The sequence below is a fragment of the Rudaea sp. genome (assembly GCF_057139185.1).
In genome coordinates, this window is record NZ_DBNHDN010000044.1 from 251,896 (window position 1) to 273,143 (window position 21,248).

20 protein-coding genes are annotated in these 21,248 nt (G+C 66.2%); 15 read left to right on the plus strand and 5 right to left on the minus strand.

The annotated features are described in order from the left end of the window. Positions 1–63: 63 nt before the first annotated feature. A complete protein-coding gene (locus tag AC16HO_RS15525; protein WP_395641324.1) occupies positions 64–645 on the plus strand; it encodes an LOG family protein in 582 nt (193 codons plus the stop codon). 5 nt (positions 646–650) lie between these two features. On the opposite strand, the gene AC16HO_RS15530 is transcribed toward AC16HO_RS15525, so the two are convergent. Both AC16HO_RS15530 and AC16HO_RS15535 read right to left on the minus strand, forming a co-directional pair. Continuing rightward, entirely contained in the window at positions 651–1,082 is a 432-nt protein-coding gene (locus AC16HO_RS15530; RefSeq protein ID WP_395641323.1) for a TfoX/Sxy family protein, read from the minus strand. A gap of 16 nt (positions 1,083–1,098) precedes the next feature. After that, a complete protein-coding gene (locus AC16HO_RS15535; protein ID WP_395641322.1) occupies positions 1,099–1,590 on the minus strand; it encodes a GAF domain-containing protein in 492 nt (163 codons plus the stop codon). A gap of 101 nt (positions 1,591–1,691) precedes the next feature. Between AC16HO_RS15535 and AC16HO_RS15540 the strand changes: the two genes are divergently transcribed. From AC16HO_RS15540 to AC16HO_RS15570, 7 genes are all read left to right on the plus strand, one after another. Further along, on the plus strand, positions 1,692–2,438 hold the full coding sequence (locus AC16HO_RS15540) for a TMEM175 family protein (protein WP_395641321.1): 747 nt from the start codon (positions 1,692–1,694) through the stop codon (positions 2,436–2,438). After that, positions 2,435–3,118: a dethiobiotin synthase gene (gene bioD / locus AC16HO_RS15545; RefSeq protein ID WP_395641320.1), complete on the plus strand. Its 684-nt coding sequence runs from the start codon at positions 2,435–2,437 to the stop codon at positions 3,116–3,118. The genes AC16HO_RS15540 and bioD overlap by 4 nt, the downstream gene beginning before the upstream one ends. 6 nt (positions 3,119–3,124) lie before the next feature. Beyond that, on the plus strand, positions 3,125–4,492 hold the full coding sequence (locus tag AC16HO_RS15550) for a hypothetical protein (RefSeq protein ID WP_395641319.1): 1,368 nt from the start codon (positions 3,125–3,127) through the stop codon (positions 4,490–4,492). A 34-nt stretch (positions 4,493–4,526) separates the two neighbouring features. Further along, positions 4,527–4,880 (plus strand): hypothetical protein, encoded by a 354-nt coding sequence (locus tag AC16HO_RS15555; protein WP_395641318.1) that lies wholly within the window; start codon positions 4,527–4,529, stop codon positions 4,878–4,880. A 161-nt stretch (positions 4,881–5,041) separates the two neighbouring features. Continuing rightward, positions 5,042–7,210, plus strand: coding sequence for a peptidyl-dipeptidase Dcp (dcp, locus tag AC16HO_RS15560; RefSeq protein ID WP_395641317.1), 2,169 nt, complete (start codon positions 5,042–5,044; stop codon positions 7,208–7,210). A 67-nt stretch (positions 7,211–7,277) separates the two neighbouring features. Next, positions 7,278–9,530 carry a M3 family metallopeptidase gene (locus AC16HO_RS15565; protein WP_395641316.1) on the plus strand — a complete coding sequence of 751 codons (2,253 nt, stop codon included), beginning with the start codon at positions 7,278–7,280 and terminating at the stop codon, positions 9,528–9,530. Positions 9,531–9,602: 72 nt separating this feature from the next. Then, positions 9,603–10,520, plus strand: coding sequence for an arginine deiminase-related protein (locus AC16HO_RS15570; protein ID WP_395641315.1), 918 nt, complete (start codon positions 9,603–9,605; stop codon positions 10,518–10,520). Between the two features lie 13 nt (positions 10,521–10,533). Here the strand turns inward: AC16HO_RS15570 and AC16HO_RS15575 are convergent, their stop codons facing one another. Beyond that, entirely contained in the window at positions 10,534–11,910 is a 1,377-nt protein-coding gene (locus tag AC16HO_RS15575; RefSeq protein WP_395641314.1) for a glutamate--cysteine ligase, read from the minus strand. A 257-nt stretch (positions 11,911–12,167) separates the two neighbouring features. Next, the gene (yihA, locus tag AC16HO_RS15580) at positions 12,168–12,770 is read right to left on the minus strand and encodes a ribosome biogenesis GTP-binding protein YihA/YsxC (protein WP_395641313.1); all 603 of its coding nucleotides are present in this window, start codon (positions 12,768–12,770) and stop codon (positions 12,168–12,170) included. A 124-nt stretch (positions 12,771–12,894) separates the two neighbouring features. On the opposite strand from yihA, the gene AC16HO_RS15585 reads away from it, so the two are divergent. From AC16HO_RS15585 to AC16HO_RS15610, 6 genes are all read left to right on the plus strand, one after another. After that, complete coding sequence (locus AC16HO_RS15585; RefSeq protein WP_484335572.1) at positions 12,895–13,551, plus strand: c-type cytochrome; 657 nt, start codon at positions 12,895–12,897, stop codon at positions 13,549–13,551. Between the two features lie 123 nt (positions 13,552–13,674). Next, positions 13,675–14,361: a thiol:disulfide interchange protein DsbA/DsbL gene (locus AC16HO_RS15590; protein ID WP_395641311.1), complete on the plus strand. Its 687-nt coding sequence runs from the start codon at positions 13,675–13,677 to the stop codon at positions 14,359–14,361. A gap of 35 nt (positions 14,362–14,396) precedes the next feature. Further along, positions 14,397–15,104, plus strand: coding sequence for a thiol:disulfide interchange protein DsbA/DsbL (locus AC16HO_RS15595; RefSeq protein WP_395641310.1), 708 nt, complete (start codon positions 14,397–14,399; stop codon positions 15,102–15,104). Positions 15,105–15,170: 66 nt separating this feature from the next. Beyond that, a complete protein-coding gene (locus AC16HO_RS15600; RefSeq protein WP_395641309.1) occupies positions 15,171–15,977 on the plus strand; it encodes an endonuclease/exonuclease/phosphatase family protein in 807 nt (268 codons plus the stop codon). Between the two features lie 12 nt (positions 15,978–15,989). Continuing rightward, positions 15,990–18,041 carry a transglycosylase SLT domain-containing protein gene (locus AC16HO_RS15605; RefSeq protein WP_395641308.1) on the plus strand — a complete coding sequence of 684 codons (2,052 nt, stop codon included), beginning with the start codon at positions 15,990–15,992 and terminating at the stop codon, positions 18,039–18,041. Positions 18,042–18,099: 58 nt separating this feature from the next. Beyond that, positions 18,100–19,314: a multifunctional CCA addition/repair protein gene (locus tag AC16HO_RS15610; RefSeq protein WP_395641307.1), complete on the plus strand. Its 1,215-nt coding sequence runs from the start codon at positions 18,100–18,102 to the stop codon at positions 19,312–19,314. Here the strand turns inward: AC16HO_RS15610 and AC16HO_RS15615 are convergent. After that, entirely contained in the window at positions 19,311–20,435 is a 1,125-nt protein-coding gene (locus tag AC16HO_RS15615; RefSeq protein WP_395641306.1) for a class I SAM-dependent methyltransferase, read from the minus strand. The two genes, AC16HO_RS15610 and AC16HO_RS15615, sit on opposite strands and share 4 nt — an antisense overlap. 67 nt (positions 20,436–20,502) lie before the next feature. Here AC16HO_RS15615 and AC16HO_RS15620 point away from each other — a divergent pair, with 67 nt between their 5' ends. Next, positions 20,503–21,243, plus strand: a complete 741-nt coding sequence (locus tag AC16HO_RS15620) for a pteridine reductase (RefSeq protein ID WP_395641305.1) — start codon at positions 20,503–20,505, stop codon at positions 21,241–21,243. Positions 21,244–21,248: the final 5 nt, after the last annotated feature.

Below are 21,248 nucleotides of genomic sequence, written 5' to 3' on the forward strand. Positions count from 1 at the left end.
TGCGGTTTTCGGGACAATCTGCGCGAGATCGTTAGAATTCCCCTTTCCATTGGGGATTCCATCATGCGCATCTGCGTCTACGCCGCATCCAGTCGCCACTGCGACCCGGTCTACATCTCCGCCGCACGCGAACTCGGAGCCACGCTCGCGCGCGCGAACTGCCAGGTAGTTTACGGCGGCGGCGGCGGCGGCCTCATGGGCGCACTCGCTGACGGCGCGCTCGAAGCCGGCGGCGAGGTGATCGGCATCATCCCGCGCTTCATGATCGAGGTCGAATGGCAGCATCCCGGCGTCGCCAACCTCGAAGTCGTCGAGGACATGCGCGAGCGCAAGCACAGGCTGCTGACCGGCTCGGATGCGGTGATCGCGCTGCCCGGTGGCTCGGGCACGCTCGAAGAATTGTTCGAGACCATCACCCTCAAACGCCTCGGCATCTACTTCAATCCGATCGTGCTGCTGAACATCGCGGATTTCTACGCGCCGCTGCAGGCGTTCATGCAGCAGGTCGTGGCTGAGCGCTTCATGAACTACGAACACCTGCAGATGTGGTCGCTGGTCAATACGGTTGCCGAAGCACTGCCGCGCATCTATGCAACGCCGCGCTGGCGCGAGGACGCACGCGCGCATGCGGCGGTGAAGGCCTGACATACCTACTCGAAACGATTGTTCGCGCTGTCGGAGTCCGAGTGTGCCGAACCGCCCTCGGCATCGTCGAGAAATCCCGATGACGACTCGCGCTCATCGCTGCCGCTTCCTGCACGCGGCTGCGCCGCGCTGCGGTCGGCCTGCTTCTGCCAGCGCGTCTTGATCGGATTGGCCGCCTCGGCCGCCTCGGCGCCGGCGAGCAGCGCCGCCTTGCGTTCCTCGGGCAGATCGGCCCAATGGCAATCGGCGAGCGCACCTTCGAGCGCGTAGAGCAGATTGAGGCTGGGTCGAAAACCGGCGCGCTTGACCTTCATGAACGCCTCGACCGCGCCGAGGCGCGTGAGATCGTCCTGGGTACGCACGCCGACCTGGCGCAGCCATGCGGCGGATTTCGGACCGACGTTGCGGATCTTTCCTGTTGTGTCTTTCGCTGCCATCGCTGCTCCCGTTGCCTCAATCGCCGGTCAGCGACTGCAAAAATGTTCTCGCCAGCAACTCCATGCCGGCGCGATCGTCGTCGTCGAAGCGCGCGAGCTCCGGGCTGTCGACATCGAACACGCCAAGCAGCGCTCCGTCGAAGACCAACGGCACGACGATTTCCGACCGTGACGCCGCATCGCAGGCGATATGACCGGGAAACACATTCACGTCGCGCACGACCTGGGTCTGCCGCGTCGACGCGGCCGCACCGCACACGCCCTTGTCGAGCGCGATGCGCACGCAGGCCGGTTTGCCCTGGAACGGGCCGACCACAAGCTCGCTGCCATCGAAGAAGTAGAATCCCGCCCAGTTGAGTCCGGGCAATGCGTTGTAGACCAGCGCGGCGAAATTCGCCGCATTGGCAATGCGGTCGCGCTCCCCATGCAGCAGGCCGCGCGCCTGCTCGGCGAGTTCGGCGTACTGTTCGCGCTTGCTGTCGGATTGAAGTGCGGCGGCGGTGAACATGATTCGTCCGCGGATGGAATCCTTGCATTCTACTCCAGCGCCGTCTTTGCTTCGCCTGCCGATCGATCTATGCTGCGCGCCAGCTTGCACGGACAACCTTCATGCCCGGCCCTCTCCACGATGTGATGCGCATCCGCCGCCCCCAGCCGACGCGGCTGGAAGGCTTCGTCGATGCCTCGTTCGCGTTCGCGGTCACCCTCGTCGTCATCTCGATCGGCCACGTACCGGCCTCGGTCGAGGAAATGCTGACCGCGCTGCACGGCGTGCCGACGTTCGCGGTCTGTTTCCTGCTGATCTCGCGCATCTGGCTTTCGCACCGCGAATGGAGCCGCTGCTACGACCTCGAGGACTCGACCGGCGTGAGCCTGAGCCTGCTGCTCGTCTTCATCGTGTTGTTCTACGTCTATCCGCTGCGCATGCTGTTTGCCCAGATGTTTCTGGGGTTCAGCGGCGGCGGCCTGAGCGACGGTTCGGTCAAGCAACTCGTCACGGTCGAGGAACTGCGTGCGGCCTATCTCGTGTTCGGCCTCGGCTTCGCCGCGATCTCGACGGTGTTCGTGCTGTTGTTCCGCCACGCGCTGCACCATGCCGATGCGATCGGCCTCGCGCGCGCGGAGCGCGCCTACACGCGCATGAAGATCGGCATCTGGATCACGCAGGCAGCGCTGGCGCTGGCATCGATCGCGCTCGCCTGCTGCCTGCCGGCACTCGTTCTCGCCGCGCCCGGGCTCGGCGCAGGGATATTCGCCGCGCCCGGACTCGTCTACGCAACGAATATTTTCTTCGGCCGCATGTGGCGCGCGCGTTGTCGTCGCACCATCGCTGCACTGCCCACCGGCCAGGCATGAGCCACGCGGTCTACGTCACCGGCACCGACACCGGCGTCGGCAAGAGCCTTGCCGCGGCGGCGCTGCTCGCCGCATTCAATGCACGCGGCGTGTGCGCAGTCGGCATGAAGCCGGTCGCAAGCGGCTGCGAACGCACGCCAGCAGGCCTGCACAACGCCGACGCCGAGCTTCTGATCGCGCACAGCGCAGGCGCACCCGCCTATGCGGACGTGAATCCCTACGCCTTCGCCGATCCGATCGCGCCGCACCTCGCCGCGGCCGACGCCGGCATCGAAGTCGACCTGGCGCGCATCGAGGCGGCATTTGCTGCATTGTCCACAAATGCACAATTCCTCGTCGTCGAAGGCGTCGGCGGCTGGATGGCGCCGCTCGGTCCGCGGCTGATGCAGGCCGACCTGGTGCGCGCGTTGCGACTGCCGGTGATCCTGGTCGTCGGCCTGCGCCTGGGCTGCCTCAACCACGCGCTGCTCAGCGCGCGCGCGATCCGCGCCGACGGCGCCGAGTTGATCGGCTGGGTCGGCAGCAGCGTCGATGCACAAATGGCGCGCCGCGAGGACAATCTCGCCACCCTGCGCGAGCGCCTTTCCGTACCCTGCCTCGGCGTACTGGCGCATAGCGCCGCACCCGACCCGACCGCGCTCGCCGTGCATCTCGCCGCGGCTCGCGACCTGCTTTGTTGAAGGCGCATGTCGCATTCCTCACCGAAACAGTTGTCGTGGTGGCCACTCGCATTGACCGCAGTAGCCGGAATCGCCTTCTGCGCCGCCTGCTACTACCCCGGCGCGATGTCACTCGACAGCGCGGTGATCTGGTCGCAGGCACGCGGCGCGCCGAGCACGAACATCTACGGCGCCGGTCTGCGTTGGTTGTGGTGGCTCACCGACAAGTTGTGGACCGGCCCCGGGCCGCTGTTCCTGATCCAACTCGCGCTGCTCTGGAGCGGGCTCGTGCTGGTGGCGCGCGCGCTGGATTGCGGCCTCGTCGCGCGCATCGCCTTCGTGCTTGCGGCGGCGCTGGCGCCGGTCGTGTTCGTCCTGATCGCGCATGTGTGGACCGACGTGATGCTGCTGGCTACGCTCGCGTTCGCCGTCGGCGCGCTGCTGCGCTGGCGCGACGCGCGCGGCGCGGGCTGGCTCGGCGCATCCTGGCTGGCACTCGCGTTCGCGATGACCTTGCGCCACAACGTACTCCCGGCTGCGTTGCCGCTGGCCGCATGGTGCGTCTGGCTGCATCCGCGCGCGATCGCGATCGCGCCGGCCCGGCGGCACGGCGTGATATTCGGCGCCGTATTGGTCCTCGGGCTTGGCCTGCAGGCCATCGGCATGTTGAGCGCGCAGGCCGCACAACGACGCTACACGCTGTGGCCGGCGACCACGATGTGGGATCTGGCTGCGATTTCGCTCGATGCGAACCGGATGCTGTTGCCGCCGGCGACGCACAAACCCGAGCTGAGTCTCGACGACCTGCGCGGCGCCTTCCAGCCCTACTCCAACGTATCGATCTTCACGGCCACCCGCGGCCGCGTGATGGGCCCGTTCTTCCTGCCCGGCGAGGCGGCCGTGACAGAACTGCGCGAAGCATCGCTCGCCGCGATCACCGGCTATCCCGCCGCCTATGTCGCGCAGCGCTGGCGCCTGATCCGCGCGTTGTTTGGCAGCAAGCCGCGCGACTGGCCGCATGAGCTGGTCTACGTCGACGACGAACTCCAGTTCCGTGACAATCCTCCGGTAGCGCCGAATCGCTCGGCACTGCACGCCATATGCATACATTTCGCCGAAGCATTGCGCGACACGAGCGCACTCGCGTCATGGCCGTATCTAGCCCTGAGCCTCTTCGCGCTCGTCTTCGCCTGGCGCCACCGCGCCCGGGCAAACGCGCAGGCCGCGCTCGCCGTGCTCGCCAGCGGCCTCGCCTACGCGGCGCCGCTGCCGCTGATCGCGCCGTCGGCGGAGCTGCGCTATCTCGGCTGGACCTGCCTCGCCGCCGTGGTCGGCGCCGCGCTGGCGCTCACGAGCGGGTTGCAAACACGCACCGAAGCCACTACGTCGAACTGATAGACTCGACAATCCGTAGCAACAGGAGCGGCCCATGCCTGCCTCGAAACAGACGTTCTTTTTCGTCGTGTCCGATCTCGCCAAGGCGCGCGGGCAGGTTCCATCGCTGTCCTACAGCGGCAATTCATCCGAGAGCTTCGCTGCGCAGTTGCAGGCCGCGCTGCGCGAGCCGGGGCTGTGGGAGCGCTGGCGCTCGATGCAGCCCGATCCCGATGCGGTCGATCCGCTGCTCGGCGCGAGCGATCCACAGGCCGTGGTCGAGGCGCATCAGGCCGACCTGCACTGCGACGTGAAAATCACGACGGTGCTGCCGCACGCGGTGCTCAAGCACCGGCTCGGTCTTTTGATCGGCGCGAACTGGACGCTGCGGGACGTGAGCGCGGCATAGAGAGTGCACGATGAATCGAATGCCGGCGGCGCCGGCATGCCGAAGACGTAGGCCGAACGGCACATGACCATCGCTTCGCAACATCGCTACGCTGCGCGCTCACCGCGCGCCTGTGCGTGTGTTTTTCCCTTCATCGCCAATCTATACGGGGACATCCCACCATGCTTCGACTACAACCGATCGTTCTCGCCATGAGCATCGCTTTCGCCGCCCACGCGCAAACGCCGCAGAAACCCGCCGACCCGGCCAAGGCCGCCGCGACCGCGACCGCGGTCAACCCGTTCTTCGCCGCGAGCACGCTGCAATACCAGGCACCGCCGTTCGACAAGATCCACGACGCCGACTACGCGCCAGCGTTCGACGAAGGCATGAAGGAGCAACTCGCCGAGGTTGACAAGATCGCCAACCAGGCCGACGCGCCGACCTTCGACAACACGATCGTCGCCATGGAAAAAACCGGCGCGACGCTGACGCGCGTATCCAAGGTGTTCTTCGCGTTGGCGCAGGCGAACACGAACGACGACATGCAGAAGATCCAGGAAGACTTCGCGCCCAAGCTCGCCGCGCATCAGGACGCGATCTTCCTCAACGCCAAACTCTATGCGCGCGTGAAGAAACTCTACGACAGCCGCGAATCGCTGGGCGGCGATCCCGAATCTCGGCGCCTGCTCGACCGCTACCATCTCGCCTTCGTGCGCGCGGGCGCGGAGCTGTCCGCTGCCGACCAGGCCAAGCTCAAAGAGTTGAACAAGGAAGAATCCTCGCTGTCGACCGCGTTCCAGCAGAAGCTGCTCGCCGCGACCAAGGGCGGCGCGCTCGTGGTCGGCGACAAGGCGCAACTTGCCGGTCTCGACGACGGCGATCTCGCCGCCGCGCTCGAAGCGGGCAAGAGCCGCAAGCTCGATGGCAAGTACGTAGTCGCGCTGCAAAACACGACCCAGCAGCCGGCGCAGGAATCGCTGACCGATCGCGCCACACGGGAGAAGCTGTTCAAGGCTTCGATCGATCGCGCCGAGCATGGCGATGCGAACGATACGCGCGCCACGATCCAGCGTCTCGCCGAACTGCGCGCACAGAAGGCCAAGCTGCTCGGCTACAAGTCCTATGCCGATTACAGTCTCGCCGATCAGATGGCGAAGACGCCGGACAACGCGATCAAGCTGATGACCGGCATCGTCCCTGCCGCGGTGGCCAAGGCCAAGGACGAGGCTGCCGGCATGCAGAAGCTCGTCGATGCCCAGAAGGGCGGCTTCAAGCTCGCGCCATGGGACTGGCAGTTCTACTCCGAACAGGTGAAGAAGAAGGACTACGACCTCGACCAGAACGAAATCAAGCAGTACTTCGAGATCGACAACGTGCTGCAGAACGGCGTGTTCTTCGCCGCGAACAAGCTCTACGGAATCAGTTTCAAGGAGCGCCACGACCTGCCGGTCTACCAGCCCGACGTGCGCGTGTTCGAAGTGTTCGACGCCGACGGCAAGTCGATGGCGTTCTTCTACGCCGACTATTTCAAGCGCGACAACAAGGCCGGCGGCGCATGGATGGACAGCTTCGTCGACCAGAACACCCTGCTCGGCACGCATCCAGTCATCTTCAATGTCTGCAATTTCACCAAGCCCGCACCGGGCCAGCCCGCGCTGATCAGCCACGACGACGTGATCACGATGTTCCACGAGTTCGGCCACGCGCTGCACGGCCTCTTCTCGAACGTGAAGTATCCGTATCTGGCCGGCACCAATGTGCCGCGCGACTTCGTCGAGTTTCCCTCGCAGTTCAACGAACACTGGGCCGACGAGCCGAGCGTGTTCGCGAACTACGCAAAACACTACCAGACCGGCGCGCCGATGCCGGAAGAATTGATCGCCAAGATCAAGCGCGCCGGCACCTACGGCCAGGGCTTCGCCACCACCGAATACCTCGGCGCGGCGTTGCTCGACCAGGCCTGGCACAGCCTGCCTCCGAGTGCGGCCAAGCAGGACGTCGACAAGTTCGAGGCCGCCTCGCTCAAGCGCTACCACGTCGACTACGCACTGGTGCCCCCGCGCTACCGCACGAGCTACTTCGCCCATATCTGGGGCGGCGGCTATTCCGCCGGATACTATGCCTACCTGTGGACGGCCGTGCTGCGCGACGATGCGTGGTATTGGTTCAAGGAGCACGGCGGCATGACCCGCGAGAACGGCCAGCGCTTCCGTGACATGATCCTTTCGCGAGGCGGCACCAAACCCGCCGACGAACTCTATCGCGCGTTCCGCGGGCGCGATCCGAGTGTCGAGCCGCTGCTGGAAGTGCGTGGGCTCAAAACCGCGACGAGCGCCAAAGCGAAGTAAACTTCCGCCACCAAGCCACACCCGTCGCGCCGCTCTGCGGCGCGACTTTTTTGCAGGAGGCCATTGCATGCCACGCATTCGACCGATTCTCGCCAGCCTGATCGTCGCGCTCGCCTCGTCGTGCTCGACGATGGCGGACAAACCCGCGCACTCGGCAAAGGAAGTCGCCAACGACATCACCGATCCGTTGACCGGCAATCCATTCGCCGAACCCAGCAAGCTGCCGTTCGAGGCGCCGCCGTTCGACAAGATCCGCGACGGTGATTTCCAGCCCGCGATCGAGGAAGGCATGCGCCGCCAGATCGCGGAAGCGAAACGCATCGCAGACAATCCGCAGCCGGCGACGTTCGACAACACCCTGGTCGCGCTGGAGAAGACAGGCGCGCTGCTGACGCGCGTGAACCGCGTGTTCTCCGCGCTCGCGCAGGCGAACACGAACGACATCCTGCAGCGCGTGCAGAAGGAAGAGGCACCCAAGCTCGCCGCGCACAGCGATGCGATCTTTCTCGATGCCAAGCTGTTCGCGCGGGTGAAGTCGGTCTACGACAGGCGCGCCGGTCTCGGCCTCGACGCCGAATCGCTGCGCCTGACCGAACGTTACTACCGCCTGTTCGTACGCGCCGGCGCGCTGCTTTCGGCGGCCGATCAGGAACGGCTGCGCGGCTACAACAAGGAATTGTCCTCGCTGTCCACCGAATTCCGCAGCAAGCTGCTCGCCGCGACCCGCGCCGGCGCGCTCGTCGCCGACAACAAGGACGAACTGGCAGGCCTCGACGACGCCGAACTCGCCGCCGCGCTCGAGGCCGGGCGCGCACGCATGACTCCGGGCAAGTACGTCATCCCGCTGCAGAACACGACGCAGCAGCCGGCGCTCGCCTCGCTGAAGAAGCGCGAAACGCGCGAGAAGCTTTTCAATGACTCGATCACTCGCGCCGAGCAACACGACGACAACGACACGCGCAAGACGATCACGCGTCTCGCCGAACTGCGCGCCGAGAAGGCGAAACTGCTCGGCTACGACACCTGGGCGGCCTATGTGCTCGACGACCAGATGGCGAAAACACCCGAGCGCGCGATCAAGTTGCTGACCGACATGGCACCCGCCGCAATCGACAAGGCCAGGGGCGAAGCGCGCGAGATGGAGAAGCTGGCGAAGAAGGACGGCATCCGCTTCAGGCCCTGGGATCTGCAGTACTACTCGCCCGGCGCGAAGAAGGAAGGCGGCGCCCTGCAGCCGTGGGACTGGCAGTACTACGCCGAGCAGGTGAAGAAGAAGAACTACGACCTCGACCAGAACGAGATCAAGCAATACTTCGAGCTCGACAACGTACTGCAGAACGGCGTGTTCTTCGCCGCGAACAAGCTCTATGGCATCACCTTCAAGGAGCGCAAAGACATCCCCGTCTACCAGCGCGACGTGCGTGTGTTCGAGGTGTTCGACGCCGACGGCACCTCACTGGCGCTGTTCTACGCCGACTACTTCAAGCGCGACAACAAGGCCGGCGGGGCGTGGGCGACTGCGTTCGTCGGCCAGTCCGGGCTGCTGGACTCGAAGCCGGTCATCACCAACACCTGCAACTTCACCAAACCGGCACCGGGCCAGCCCGCGTTGCTCAGCCATGACAACGTGATCACGATGTTCCACGAGTTCGGCCACGCGCTGCACGGCATGTTCTCGAACGTGAGATATCCGCTGCTCGGCGGCACCAGCGTGCCGCGCGACTTTGTCGAATTTCCTTCGCAGTTCAACGAGCACTGGGCCGACGAGCCAAGCGTGTTCGCCAACTACGCCAAACATTACCAGAGCGGTGCGCCGATGCCGCAGGAACTGGTCGCGAAGATCAGCAAGGCAGGTACCTACGGCCAAGGTTTCTCGACCACCGAGAACGTCTCTGCCGCCCTGCTCGACATGGCCTGGCATACCTTGCCGCGATCGATGACCATCGTCGACAACGTCGACGCGTTCGAACGCAGCGCGCTGCGCAAGTACGCGGTCGACTATCCGCTCGTGCCGCCGCGCTATCGCACGAGCTATTTCGCCCATATCTGGAGCAACGGCTACGCAGCCGGCTACTACTCCTACCTGTGGACCGCGGTGCTGCGCGACGACGCGTTCTACTGGTTTCGCGAACACGGCGGCATGACCCGCGAAAACGGTCAGCGCTTCCGCGACATGGTGCTCTCACGCGGCGGCACCGAGCCAACCGACGCGCTCTACCGTGCCTGGCGCGGCCGTGATCCCAGCGTCGAGCCGCTGCTCGAGGTGCGCGGGCTCAAGTCGACGAAGCCGACCCAGCCTGCGGACAGGTCCGGCCGTTGACCCTGGGCACAAAGCCATGAAACGCGACGGGCCGGCCGAGAGCCGGCCCCATATTCTGCGAACCGGACCGACATGATCGTCAACACGCCCGCCAGCTTCCTCGCGGCACTCGAACACCTGCCGCCACTGCCTGACGCACGCGTCACCGCGCAAGCGGCGTTTCTGGTCGCCCCCGCCAGCGCGGAACTTGCGGCCGAATCCGCGAGCGACAACCGCTACATGCAAATGCAGGCGCAGTTCGATGCGGTGCGCGCGCTGGCCCAGCATGCCGCGCTCGCCACCGCCTTGCGCGCGGATTGCCCGGTCATCAGCTTCCCCGGCGATGCCACGATGCCGGATGCAATGTTTCCCAACAACGTGTTCGCGACCGCGCCAGGCAGATACATCGTTGGCCGGATGCGGCACCCGATGCGACAGCGCGAGGCGGAGCGCAGTGACATTCGCGCGTTTTTCCGCGACACGCTCGGCCGCAGCGAAACCGATCTCTCGCGACGCAACGATTGCGTCGCCGAGCTGACCGGATCGCTGGTGATCGATCACCAGCGCGGGATCGGCTACTGCGGCTTGAGCGAACGTTGCGATCCGGCCGGCGCGCACGCGATGCACGAAGCATTCGGTTTGCGCCTGACTTTCTGTTTCGAGCTCCAGGACTCCGAGTACCACACCAACGTGGTGATGGCTTCACTGGCCGGACGCGCAGCCATCCTTGCTGCGGACGGCTTCCGCGATCCGGCGGTACCGCACGCGATCGCCCGCGCTTACCGCGAACGTGTGCTCTGGCTGTCGCCGGAGCAGAAGCGCGCCTACGCCGGCAACGCGATCACGCTGTCGCCGGATCGGGTGTGGATGAGTGCCGGCGGCGCGGCATCGCTGAAGTCGACACAACGCCAGACGTTGGCGGATTGGGGTTTCGCGATCGGCGAAGCGCGGCTCGACGAAATCGAAAAAGCCGGCGGCAGTCTGCGCTGCTGCGTCGGCGAGATCTTCTGAACGAGACGTTCGCTCAATACGCGAACTCGCGGAACAGCGGATCGACATTGCCCTGCCACGGTCCGTGGAACAGCTCCAGCTTGCGCTCCGCGGGCGTCTGATTCGCCTCGACGTATTCGATCAGCGGTTCGATGAAAACCGCCTCGCTGGCGCCGGTCGAATTGCGCTGGTTGCGCCGGGCGAGGCCCTGGCCTGAAATCTTCAATGCTTCGCGCGCGAGGTCGCGCACGCTGCCGTTGCGAAACGGAAGCTTGAGTGCATGCTTCGGCACGCCGTCGCGCAAGGCGTGGCGCTCGCTCATGCTGAAATCCTTGACCAGATCCCATGCGGCGTCGAGCGCAGTCTGGTCGTAGAGCAGGCCGACCCAGAACGCGGGCAGCGCGCACAGCCGGCCCCAGCGCCCGCCGTCGGCACCCCGCATTTCCAGATATTTCTTCAGCCGCACCTCGGGAAAGGCCGTGGTCATGTGATCGGCCCAGTCCTTCATCGTCGGCCTGACGCCGGGCAGTTCGGCGAGATCGCCCTGGATGAATTTCCGGAATGATTTCCCGGCGAGGTCGATGTACTTGCCGTCGCGATAGGAAAAGTACATCGGCACGTCGAGCAGGTAGTCGACATAGCGCTCGTAGCCGAAGCCGTCCTCGAAGACGAAGTCGAGCATGCCGGTACGGCCGGGGTCGGTGTCGGTCCAGATATGCGAGCGGTAGCTCAGGTATCCGTTCGGCTTGCCTTCGGTGAACGGCGAGTCGGCGAACAGCGCGGTCGCGACCGGCTGAAGCGCGAGCGAGACGCGGAATTTCTTCACCATGTCCGCTTCGTCGGCGAAGTCCAGGTTCACCTGCACCGTGCAGGTGCGCGTCATCATGTCGAGGCCGAGCTTGCCGACCTTGGGCATGTAGTCGCGCATGATGCGGTAGCGGCCCTTCGGCATCCACGGCATCTCCTCACGCCGCCACTTCGGCTGGAAACCCATGCCGAGAAAGCCGAGCTGTAGCTCATCGGCGACTTCTTTCACTTCGCGCAAATGGCCGCTGACTTCTTCACAGGTCTCGTGGATCGTTTTCAGCTGGCCGCCGGAGAGTTCGAGCTGGCCGGCGGGTTCGAGCGTGATCGAGCCGTCGCCGCGCGCAAGCGCGATCACGTTGGTTGCGCCGTCGACGGTCTCGCTGATCGGCGCCCAGCCGAAGCGCGTCAAGCCGTTGAGCATCGCGCCGATACCTCGTGGGCCGTCGTACGCGGGCGGGCGCAGGTCGTCGAGGCGGAAGCCGAACTTTTCATGCTCGGTGCCGATGCGCCACGCTGCGGGAGCGCGCGCGCCGGCGGCGATGTAGTCCACGAGCTGCTCGCGGCGTTCGATCGGGGTTTCTTTTACCGCGCTGGGTCCGGACATGGGTTTGCTCGTGTTTTTTGCCGTCATTGACTCGCCGCATCCGCGGCTCGCACTTCGTGCCATTCGCTAATGTTTGCTTCGGCCGCCTGTCTTCGCAGTCGGCGAAAGCCGGAATCCATCTTGATCTCGTTTTGCGAGATCAAAAGATGAAAAAGACGTAAGGGCATTCCCGCGTTCGCGGAGATGACGCAAGATGTAGGGGCTGGGCAGTGGAATAAAAGACCTCGCCAACCGCAAGAAACTGACGCCGAGACGTCTCAGGACCGGGACAGCAGCGCGGCCAGCGCGCCACGCGCTTCGTCGAGGCCGGTCTTGGCCTGCGCGGAAAACAGCTGCGCGCTCGCCGTGTATCCCGCGGCGGCGATCTCCTTGCGCACCGCGGCCAGCGTGCGCGCCGCCTCGCCGCGACCGAGCTTGTCGGTCTTGGTCAGCAGCACGTGGCAGGCGAGGCCGATATCGTTGCAATAGGCAAGCATCTGCCGGTCGAATTCCTTGAGCGGGTGGCGGCTGTCGACGATCAGCACAACGCCGCGCAGCGACTCGCGCTCGCGCAAATAGGCATCGATCACGCGCCGCCATTTGTCGCGCATCGCCTCGGGCACCTTGGCGTAGCCGTAGCCCGGCAGGTCGACGAGGCGGCCCCCGTCGGCCAGCGCGAACACGTTGAGGAGCTGGGTGCGGCCCGGCGTCTTCGAGGTGCGCGCAAGGCCCGACTGGTCGCAGATTGCATTGAGCGCACTCGATTTGCCCGCGTTCGAGCGCCCGGCGAAGGCGATCTCTGCGCCCGAATCCGCCGGCAGCTGGCGCGGTTCAGCGGCGCTGGTGAGGAAAGCCGCGCTGCGGAAAGGGTTGTGCTTCATCGTTGCTGGTCCAGGCGTTTGACCGCCGCCGAGTGCGGCTGAGATAATTTGCCGATTGTGCCGCAGCCGGCGCGGAAAAGGCTGCTCCCGTGGCAAACGTTGCGATTTTCTCGGAGTGAAGGGTATGAGCTTTCGGTACGTGGTAGGCATGGCGGTCCTGCTCGGCGCAGGCGTGGCGCAGGCCGTGGACAAACCCATCGTGGGCGATGCGACCGCGGGTGCGGCCAAAGCTGCCACCTGCGGCGCCTGCCACGGCGCCGACGGCAACCCGGCGATGTCGCAGTATCCGAAGCTGGCCGGCCAGGGCGAAGCCTACACCGCACGCCAGGTCGAGCTGATGAAGAGCGGCAAGCGCCAGAACGCCGTCATGATGGGTTTCATCGCCAACATGTCGACGCAGGACATGCACGACATCGGCGCGTTCTACGCGACCAAGACCTCGCTGCCCGGCGTTGCCGACACCAAACTCGTCGAGCGCGGCCAGGCGCTGTACCGCGGCGGCAACGCCGACACGCACACGCCCGCCTGCATGGCCTGCCACGGGCCGGACGGGCGCGGCAATCCGGGCGCGGTCTACCCGCAGCTCGGCGGCCAGTACGCCGACTACACCAGCGCCAAGCTCAAGGCGTTCCGCGACGGCCAGGGCTTCAGCGACGACGAGCACGGCAAGATCATGACCGCGGTGGCCAAGCCGCTGACCGACGCCGACATCGCCGCGCTCGCCAGCTACATCGAAGGCCTGCATGCGGCGGCGGCGAAGACCGCGGAAGTCGCCAAGTAGCCTTCCCGTCCCGCCGGAGCGGGCGGTGGTGGAAACTTTCCGCGCCGGCAGGCGTCATTCTTCGATGGCACCGCCGGTCGTTGTCGGCGGTGCCATTTTCGTATTGCTGCATAGGAGTCTTCCATGTTCTCCCGCTTGCTGATCGTCGCCGCTACCTTCCTCGCCCCGCTCGCCCAGGCGCAGGGGGTCACCGCCGCGCAATGGAAGGAGGGCACGCACTATTTCCTCGTGGAACCGGCGGTACCCAGCGAGTCGGACACCGGCAAGATCGAGGTTACCGAGGTGTTTTCCTACGGCTGCCCGGCCTGCAACTTCTTCAATCCGACGATGATGAAGCTGAAGAAGTCGTTGCCACCGAATGCCGTGATGACCTACGTGCCTGCCTCGTTCAATGCGAACGAGGACTGGCCGATGTTCCAGCGCGCCTACCTCACCGCACAGACGCTCGGCATCGCCGAGAAGTCGCACGAAGCGATGTTCGACGCAGTGTGGAAACCGCATGCGCCGCTGGCAATCATGAATGCGGACGGCCGCACGCTGAAGAATCCGCTGCCGTCGATCGAGGACGCGGCCAAGTTCTATGCGCAGTACGGGATCAAGGCCGAGGATTTCGTCGGCACCGCGAACTCGTTCGCGATCAATGCGAAGATGAAGCGTGCCGACGCGTTCCTCAAGGCGACGCTGACGGACTCGACGCCGACGCTCGTCGTCGGCGGCAAGTACCGCTTCACGCCGGGCTCGGCAGGTGGCGAAGACAAGGTCCTGCCGCTCGCGCAATACCTGATCCAGCTGGCCGCAAGCGGCAAGTAAGCCGCATCCTACCGCACGCCCCATCCGGAACCGCCATGTTCAAACGCCTCGTCTTCCTGCTCCTCGCCCTGCTTGCGGTGTCGGCCTGCACCGACGACAAGGCCGCTACCGCCGCCACGGCTACCGCCTCCGCCACAGCCAAACCGGCGGCGGCCGCCGCACCCGCGCGCGACTGGCAACTCGGCACCGATTATTCCCTGATCGACCCGCGCGTGCCGACGACAACCGGCGACAAGGTCGAGGTGGTCGAGGTGTTTTCCTACGCCTGTCCTCATTGCGCGCATTTCCAGTCGACGATGGATGAGTTGAAGGCGAAACTGCCGGCAACTGCACAGATCGTGCTCGTCCCGGCCGTGTTCAATCCGCAGTGGGAACCGTTCGCGCGCGCGTTCTACACCGCGCGTTCGCTCGGCGTGCTCGACAAGACGCACGCTGCGCTGTTCGAGGCGCTGCATACCCAGCACCGGCCGCTGTATTCGATCGATTCGCTGGCGAATGATTTCTACGTCAGCTACGGCGTCGACCCGAAGAACTTCCTCGGCACCGCGGACTCGTTCGTCGTCGACAGCCAGATCGCGAACGGCAACGACCTCGTCAAGCGGTGGGGTGTCAGTTCGACGCCGACCCTGGTCATCAACGGCAAGTACCGCATCGAGATGAGTTCAGAGAAAAAGATCGGGCCGAACGAGGCGCTCGAGATCGCGCTGATGCTGGTCAAGCAGGAAGCCGCAGCGAAGAAGTAGCGCGTGCCGCACGCCAACCCGGTCGCGCGGCTTGCGGTTGTCGCGCTCGCGCCTTAGGCTCGCCGTGTGTCCGCCGTCACTGCAAATCCCGCCGAAAAATCCGCCGCAAGCTCGCGTCTGAAGCTGATCAGCTGCAACATCCTTGCCGGCGGCAGCGTGCGCAAATACCGCCACTACGTCACCGAAGGCTGGAAGCAGGTGCTGCCGATGCGCAGCAAGCGCGAGAACCTGGACCGCCTCGCCAACCTGCTCGCCGGCTTCGACATCGTCGGCCTGCAGGAGGCCGATGCGGGTTCGCTGCGTTCCGGTTTCCTCAACCAGACCGAATACCTCTCCGAGCGCGCCGGCTTCCCCTATTGGAGCCACCAGCCGAACCGCAAGATCGCCCGGTTCGCGGCCTCGAGCAACGGCCTGCTCACGCGTCTCAAGCCAGCCGAAGTGCGCGACTACGCCTTGCCCAGCCGCATTCCGGGCCGCGGCGCGATGTGGACGCGCTTCGACCTCGGCGGCGAGGAATTGATCGTCGTCGTCGTCCATCTCTCGCTCGGGCCGCAGGCGCGCGCGCGTCAGCTCGGCTTCATCGCCGACCTGATCTGGTCGAGCCCGCACGCGGTACTGATGGGCGACTTCAACTGCGCGCTCGACAGCCCCGAGATGATCCAGCTGCGGCGGCGCACCGGATTGACCCCCGGACGCGACGTGCCACCGACATTTCCGAGCTGGCGTCCACGTCGCGCGATCGACCACATCCTCGTCTCGGAAAAGATGGAAATCGATAAATTGTATACTTTACCGCACGCCGTGTCGGACCACCTGCCGATCGCGGCCGAGATCCGCCTGCCGGCACCGCTGCGCCTGCCCGCCGCACGATGAATTGAGCGCAAGATGAAGATGTTCGCCTTCACCACCCTCGCCGCCTCTTTCCTCATTGCCGCAATCGCGCATGCCGATACCGCGGAATTGACCCGCCAGCGCGGGCAGTTCCCCGCGGTCTGGGAGCTGGCCAAGCGTGACCCGACCGGGAGTTGGGCCAAGCTCGCCGCCGGGCTGGAAAGCTATCCGCTGTACCCCTACCTCGGCCTCGCCTCGCTGCAGCGGCGAATCAAGGAGGCCAGGCCCGAGGAGGCCGAGGCTTTCGTCAAGGCCTGGCCCGATTCGCTGCCGGCAACGCTGCTGCGCGAAGCGTTCCTGCCGGAACTCGCGAAGCGGCAGGACTGGAAGAGCTACCTCGCGCTCTACGATGCCGGCACGAAGAACCGCGAGCTGCGCTGCCGCGCGCTGCAGGCGAAGCTCGCGCTGGGCCAGAAGATCGACTTCGCTCAGGATTTCCAACCGATCTGGCTCAGCGCGAGCGACCTGCCCGATGCCTGCGATGCCGCGACCAGTTGGGCGCGCAGCCAAGGCAAGCTGACGCCGGCACTGATCTGGCAGCGCATCGATCTCGCCGCGACCAAGGCCACCCATGCCGCCGTCGTCGCCGCGCTGGCAACGCAACTCGACGGCACGGACAGGACCGCGGCCGAGCATATCGCGCTGGCGCTGCGCGATCCCGCCACCGCGCTCAGGCAGGCGGGCACCTGGCCCGATACGCCGCGCTCGCGCGACGCGGTCGCGATTGCCGTCGAACGCCTCGCGAAACGCGACGCCGACGCGGCCGCGGAAAAGTGGGACGCGGTGCGCGGCCAGTTCCACTTCGACAAGGCACAGCAAGGCCGCGCACTGCGCGCGATCGCGCTGTATCGCGCGTCGAGCTATTCGCCCGACGCTCTCGCGCGCCTGAGCGCGTTGCCCGCCGACCTCGCCGACGACGCAACGCGCGAATGGCGCGTGCGCTCCGCGCTCGCCGCAGGCGACTTCAAGGCCACGCTCGCCGCGCTCGACATAATGCCGCCGGCGCAGCGCGACGACGCCCGCTGGCGCTATCTGCGCGGGCGCATGCTGGCCAAGCTCGGGCGCAAGGACGAAGCGAACGCGGTGTTCCGCACGCTCGCCGCCGAAGCGAACTTCTTCGGCTTTCTCGCCGCCGACCAGATCGACTCGGGCTACACGATCTGCAGTTCCGAGCTGCCCGCGGACAAAAGCGCCGACACCGCGCTGCGCAAGGACAGCAATCTCGCGCGCGCACTCGAGTTCTTCGCGATCGACCGCCTTGCCGAGGCACGGCGCGAATGGGACTTTGCGCAGAACGGGCTCGATGCCGGGCAGCGCCGTCAGGCGATCGTGCTCGCCGCGAAGCTGGGCTGGATCGATCGCGCCGTATACGCATTCAACCAGGGCGAGGACATGCGCCTGTACACGCTGCGCTTTCCGCTGGCGCGCCGCGAACAGATCGTGCGCGACGCGAAGGACGGCGACATCGAGCCGGCCTGGGCCTATGCGATCATCCGCGCGGAAAGCGCGTGGACCACCGACGCGAAATCCGGCGCGAATGCCTACGGCCTGATGCAGCTGCTGCCCGGCACGGCCGCCAAAGTGGCCAAGGTCAACGGGCTCGATTACAGCGGCGCTGCGAGCCTGTTCGATCCCGACGTCAACATCGCGCTCGGCACGCGCTATCTCGGCGAAGTCGCCGCGCGCTTCGACGGCAGTCCCTGGCTCGGCAGCGCGGCCTACAACGCGGGCCCTGCCGCGGTCGACAAGTGGGTCGCGGCGCGCGACACGCTCGATCCGGATTTCTTCATCGAGACGATCCCGTACAAGGAAACCCGCGAATACGTCTCGCGCGTGCTCGCCTTCAGCGTGATCTACGACTGGCGCCTCAACGGCTCGACGCTGCCGATTTCCTCGCGCCTGCCGCGCATCGGCCAGGCCTACGAGCCACCCGGAGACAAAGTCGCGCGCAAGGCGGTGGTGTGTCCTGCGACGAAATCCGCCGCCGCAGAATCCGCCGCCGTGCCGCCACCCAGCCCTGCACCGGCACAATCGAAGGCGCAATGAGCTCTTCCCCGGAAGGGAAAGGCGCAAGCGCGCGACGTCTACCCGGCATAATGCGCGCATGAAAACCTACCTCGTCGGCGGCGCCGTGCGCGACCGCCTGCTCGGCATCGCGGTGAAGGATCGCGACTACGTCGTCGTCGGCGCCACGCCCGAGGATCTGCTGCATGCCGGTTATCAGCCGGTCGGCAAGGATTTTCCGGTGTTCCTGCATCCGCAGACGCACGCGGAGTACGCGCTCGCGCGCACCGAGCGCAAGACCGGGCGCGGCTACCACGCCTTCGCCTTCCATACCGATCCGGGGGTGACGCTCGAAGACGACCTGCGCCGCCGCGATCTGACGATCAACGCGATCGCCGAAGACGGACACGGTACGCTGATCGATCCGTTCGGCGGCGTGCGCGATCTCGAGGCGAAGATCCTGCGCCACGTCTCGCCCGCGTTCGCCGAGGACCCGGTGCGCGTGCTGCGCGTCGCGCGCTTTGCCGCGCGCTATGCCGTCCGCGGCTTCCGCGTCGCCGACGAAACCCTCGCCCTGATGCGTGGCATGGTCGCCGACGGCGAAGTCGATCATCTCGTGCCCGAGCGCGTCTGGGCGGAGACGCAGAAAGCGCTGACCGAGCGTACGCCGAGCGCGTTCCTGCGCGCGCTGCGCGACTGCGCTGCGCTGCGCGTGCTGTTCCCCGAGATCGATGCGCTCTACGGCGTGCCGCAGCGCGCCGAGTTCCACCCGGAAATCGACGCGGGTATCCACACCGAGATGGTCGTCGACATGGCCGCACGTCTCGCGCCGGGCGACGCGCTGGTCGGCTGGTGCGCGCTCGTGCACGATGTCGGCAAGGCGCTGACGCCGCGGGAGGTGCTGCCCAAGCATATCGGCCACGAGCATCGCGGCCTTGCGCTTGTGGCCGCGGTGAGCGCGCGCTACAAGGTGCCGGCCGAATACGCAGCGCTGGCCGGACTCGTCTGCAAGCTGCACCTGCTCGCCCACACCGCGCTCGAATTGAAGCCCGCAACTGTGCTCGGCCTGTTCGAACAGCTCGACGCGTTGCGCCGCCCCGAGCGCGTGGAATCGTTTCTGATCGCCTGCGAAGCGGACAAGCGCGGACGTCTCGCGCAAAGCGAATCCGCCTATCCGCAGGGTGTTTTTCTGCGGCGTGCGTTTGCTGCGGCGAGCACCATCCGCGCCAAGGAATTCGTCGACCGCGGCCTGCACGGCCCGGCGATCGGCGCGGCGATGCGCAAGGCGCGCATCGAGGCGATCGCGGCGCTCTAGCGCCGCAGCACCATCACGCGGAATTTCTCGCCCATCTCACCCGGCAAGGTCAGCGCTTTGACCTGTTGCGCCAGCGCGTAGCGTGCGGCTTCGTCCGCTGTCGCGGCGTGGGCGTGGGCGAACACCTCGCCGAGCCCGTTCGCGATCAGGAACTGCGCCTGTGTCGCATGCTCGGCCACGCGCCATCCGGCTGCTTCGCCCGCGTGCGCGAGCGCATCGAAATCGACCCAGGCCGTGATGTCCTGCAGGCCCGGCAGGATCAACGGATCGTCGTGCGCGCGATGGCGGTAGTGGCAGCGCAACGTGCCACTGCGGCGTGCGCGATCGTGGTATTCGCCATGCGCGTAGCCGTAGTCGATGAACCATGCGCTGCCGCGTTCGAGTGTGCGCGTCACTTCGTCCAGCCACGGATCGAGCAAGGTACAGACCTCGGAAAGGTACGGTCGCGGCAGGCTCGCGAATCGATCGCCGAGCGCGCGTTCGACGGCGGAGCGCAATCCTGCGTCGGCGTCGATCTCCCGCCAGACGCATCGTCCCCGTGCATCGACACCGACGGCGCGCGCGAACAGCCCTTCTTCGCGCAGCGCGAACGCGCGCACCGGCAATGCATCGATGACTTCGTTGGCCACGAGCGCTCCGCGCCACGGTGCCGCCGGGGGTGCATCGAGCCATGCGATGCGGTCGAAGAGATGGGCGCAGCGCGCCAGCAACGCGTTTCGCTGGCGCGCGCGCAGATCGGCGCTGCGTTCGAGCAGGCGGTAGCGCTCCGGCAAGACGCCAAGGCGTTCGAGTTCGAGCAGCAGCTCCACGGCAAGAGCGCCGCTGCCGGGACCGAGTTCGACAATGTCACCGCCACCGGCGAGTTCTGGCGCCAGCGCGCGCGCCAGGCAGCGCGCGAAGACGAAGCCGAGTTCCGGCGCGGTGACGAAATCGCCGGCGGCGCCGAATTTGGTCGTACCGGCGCTGTAGTAGCCGAGTCCCGGCGCGTACAGGACAAGCTCCATGTAGCGCGCGAAGTCGAGCGCGCCGCCGGCCTGCGCGATTTCCGCACGGATCAGCGCCGCGAGGCGCTCGCTGTGCGCGCGCGCTTCGGCGGAGGGTTCGGGCAATTCGACGCGCATGCGGGCGTTGTGGAAGAATCGGAAACGAATGGCCGCGCAGCATAGCGCGAGCGGCGAGGGACGGCGAATGGATACGAAACGCAGAGTCGTGCTGATCACCGGCGCCGCCAAACGCATCGGCGCCACGATCGCGCGTGCGCTGCACGCGGCCGGCTACGACCTTGCCCTGCACTATCGCCACTCGCGCGGCGAGATGGACACGCTGCTCGCCGAACTTGAGGCGTCGCGCCCAAACAGCACCCTCGCCGTGTGCGCGGAGCTGGCCGACATCGAACACCTGCCGCGCCTCGTCGACGCCAGCCTCGCGCGCTACGGCCGCCTCGACGGCCTCGTCAACAACGCCTCTGCGTTCTATCCGACGCCGATCGGTACGGTCAGCGTCCCGCAGTGGAACGAGTTGTTCGCGAGCAATGCACAGGCGCCATTCTTCCTCGCCCAGGCCGCCGCACCACATCTGAAAAGCGTGCGCGGCAGCATCGTCAGCATTGCCGACATCTATGCACAGCGCCCGCTGGCACGCCACCCGGTCTACTCGATGGCCAAGGCCGCGCTGGTGGCGATGACGCGCGCGCTCGCGCGCGAACTGGCGCCCGAAGTGCGCGTCAATGCCATAGCGCCGGGGGCGATCCTCTGGCCTGAATCGGGCAAGCCTTACACCGACCAGACCGAACTGATCGCGCACACACCGCTCGCGCGCACGGGCACACCCGAGGACGTCGCCACCGCCGCGCTCTTCCTGCTGCGCGATGCGAAGTTCACGACCGGGCAGGTGCTCAATGTCGACGGCGGGCGCGATCTCGTCATCTAGCCGCT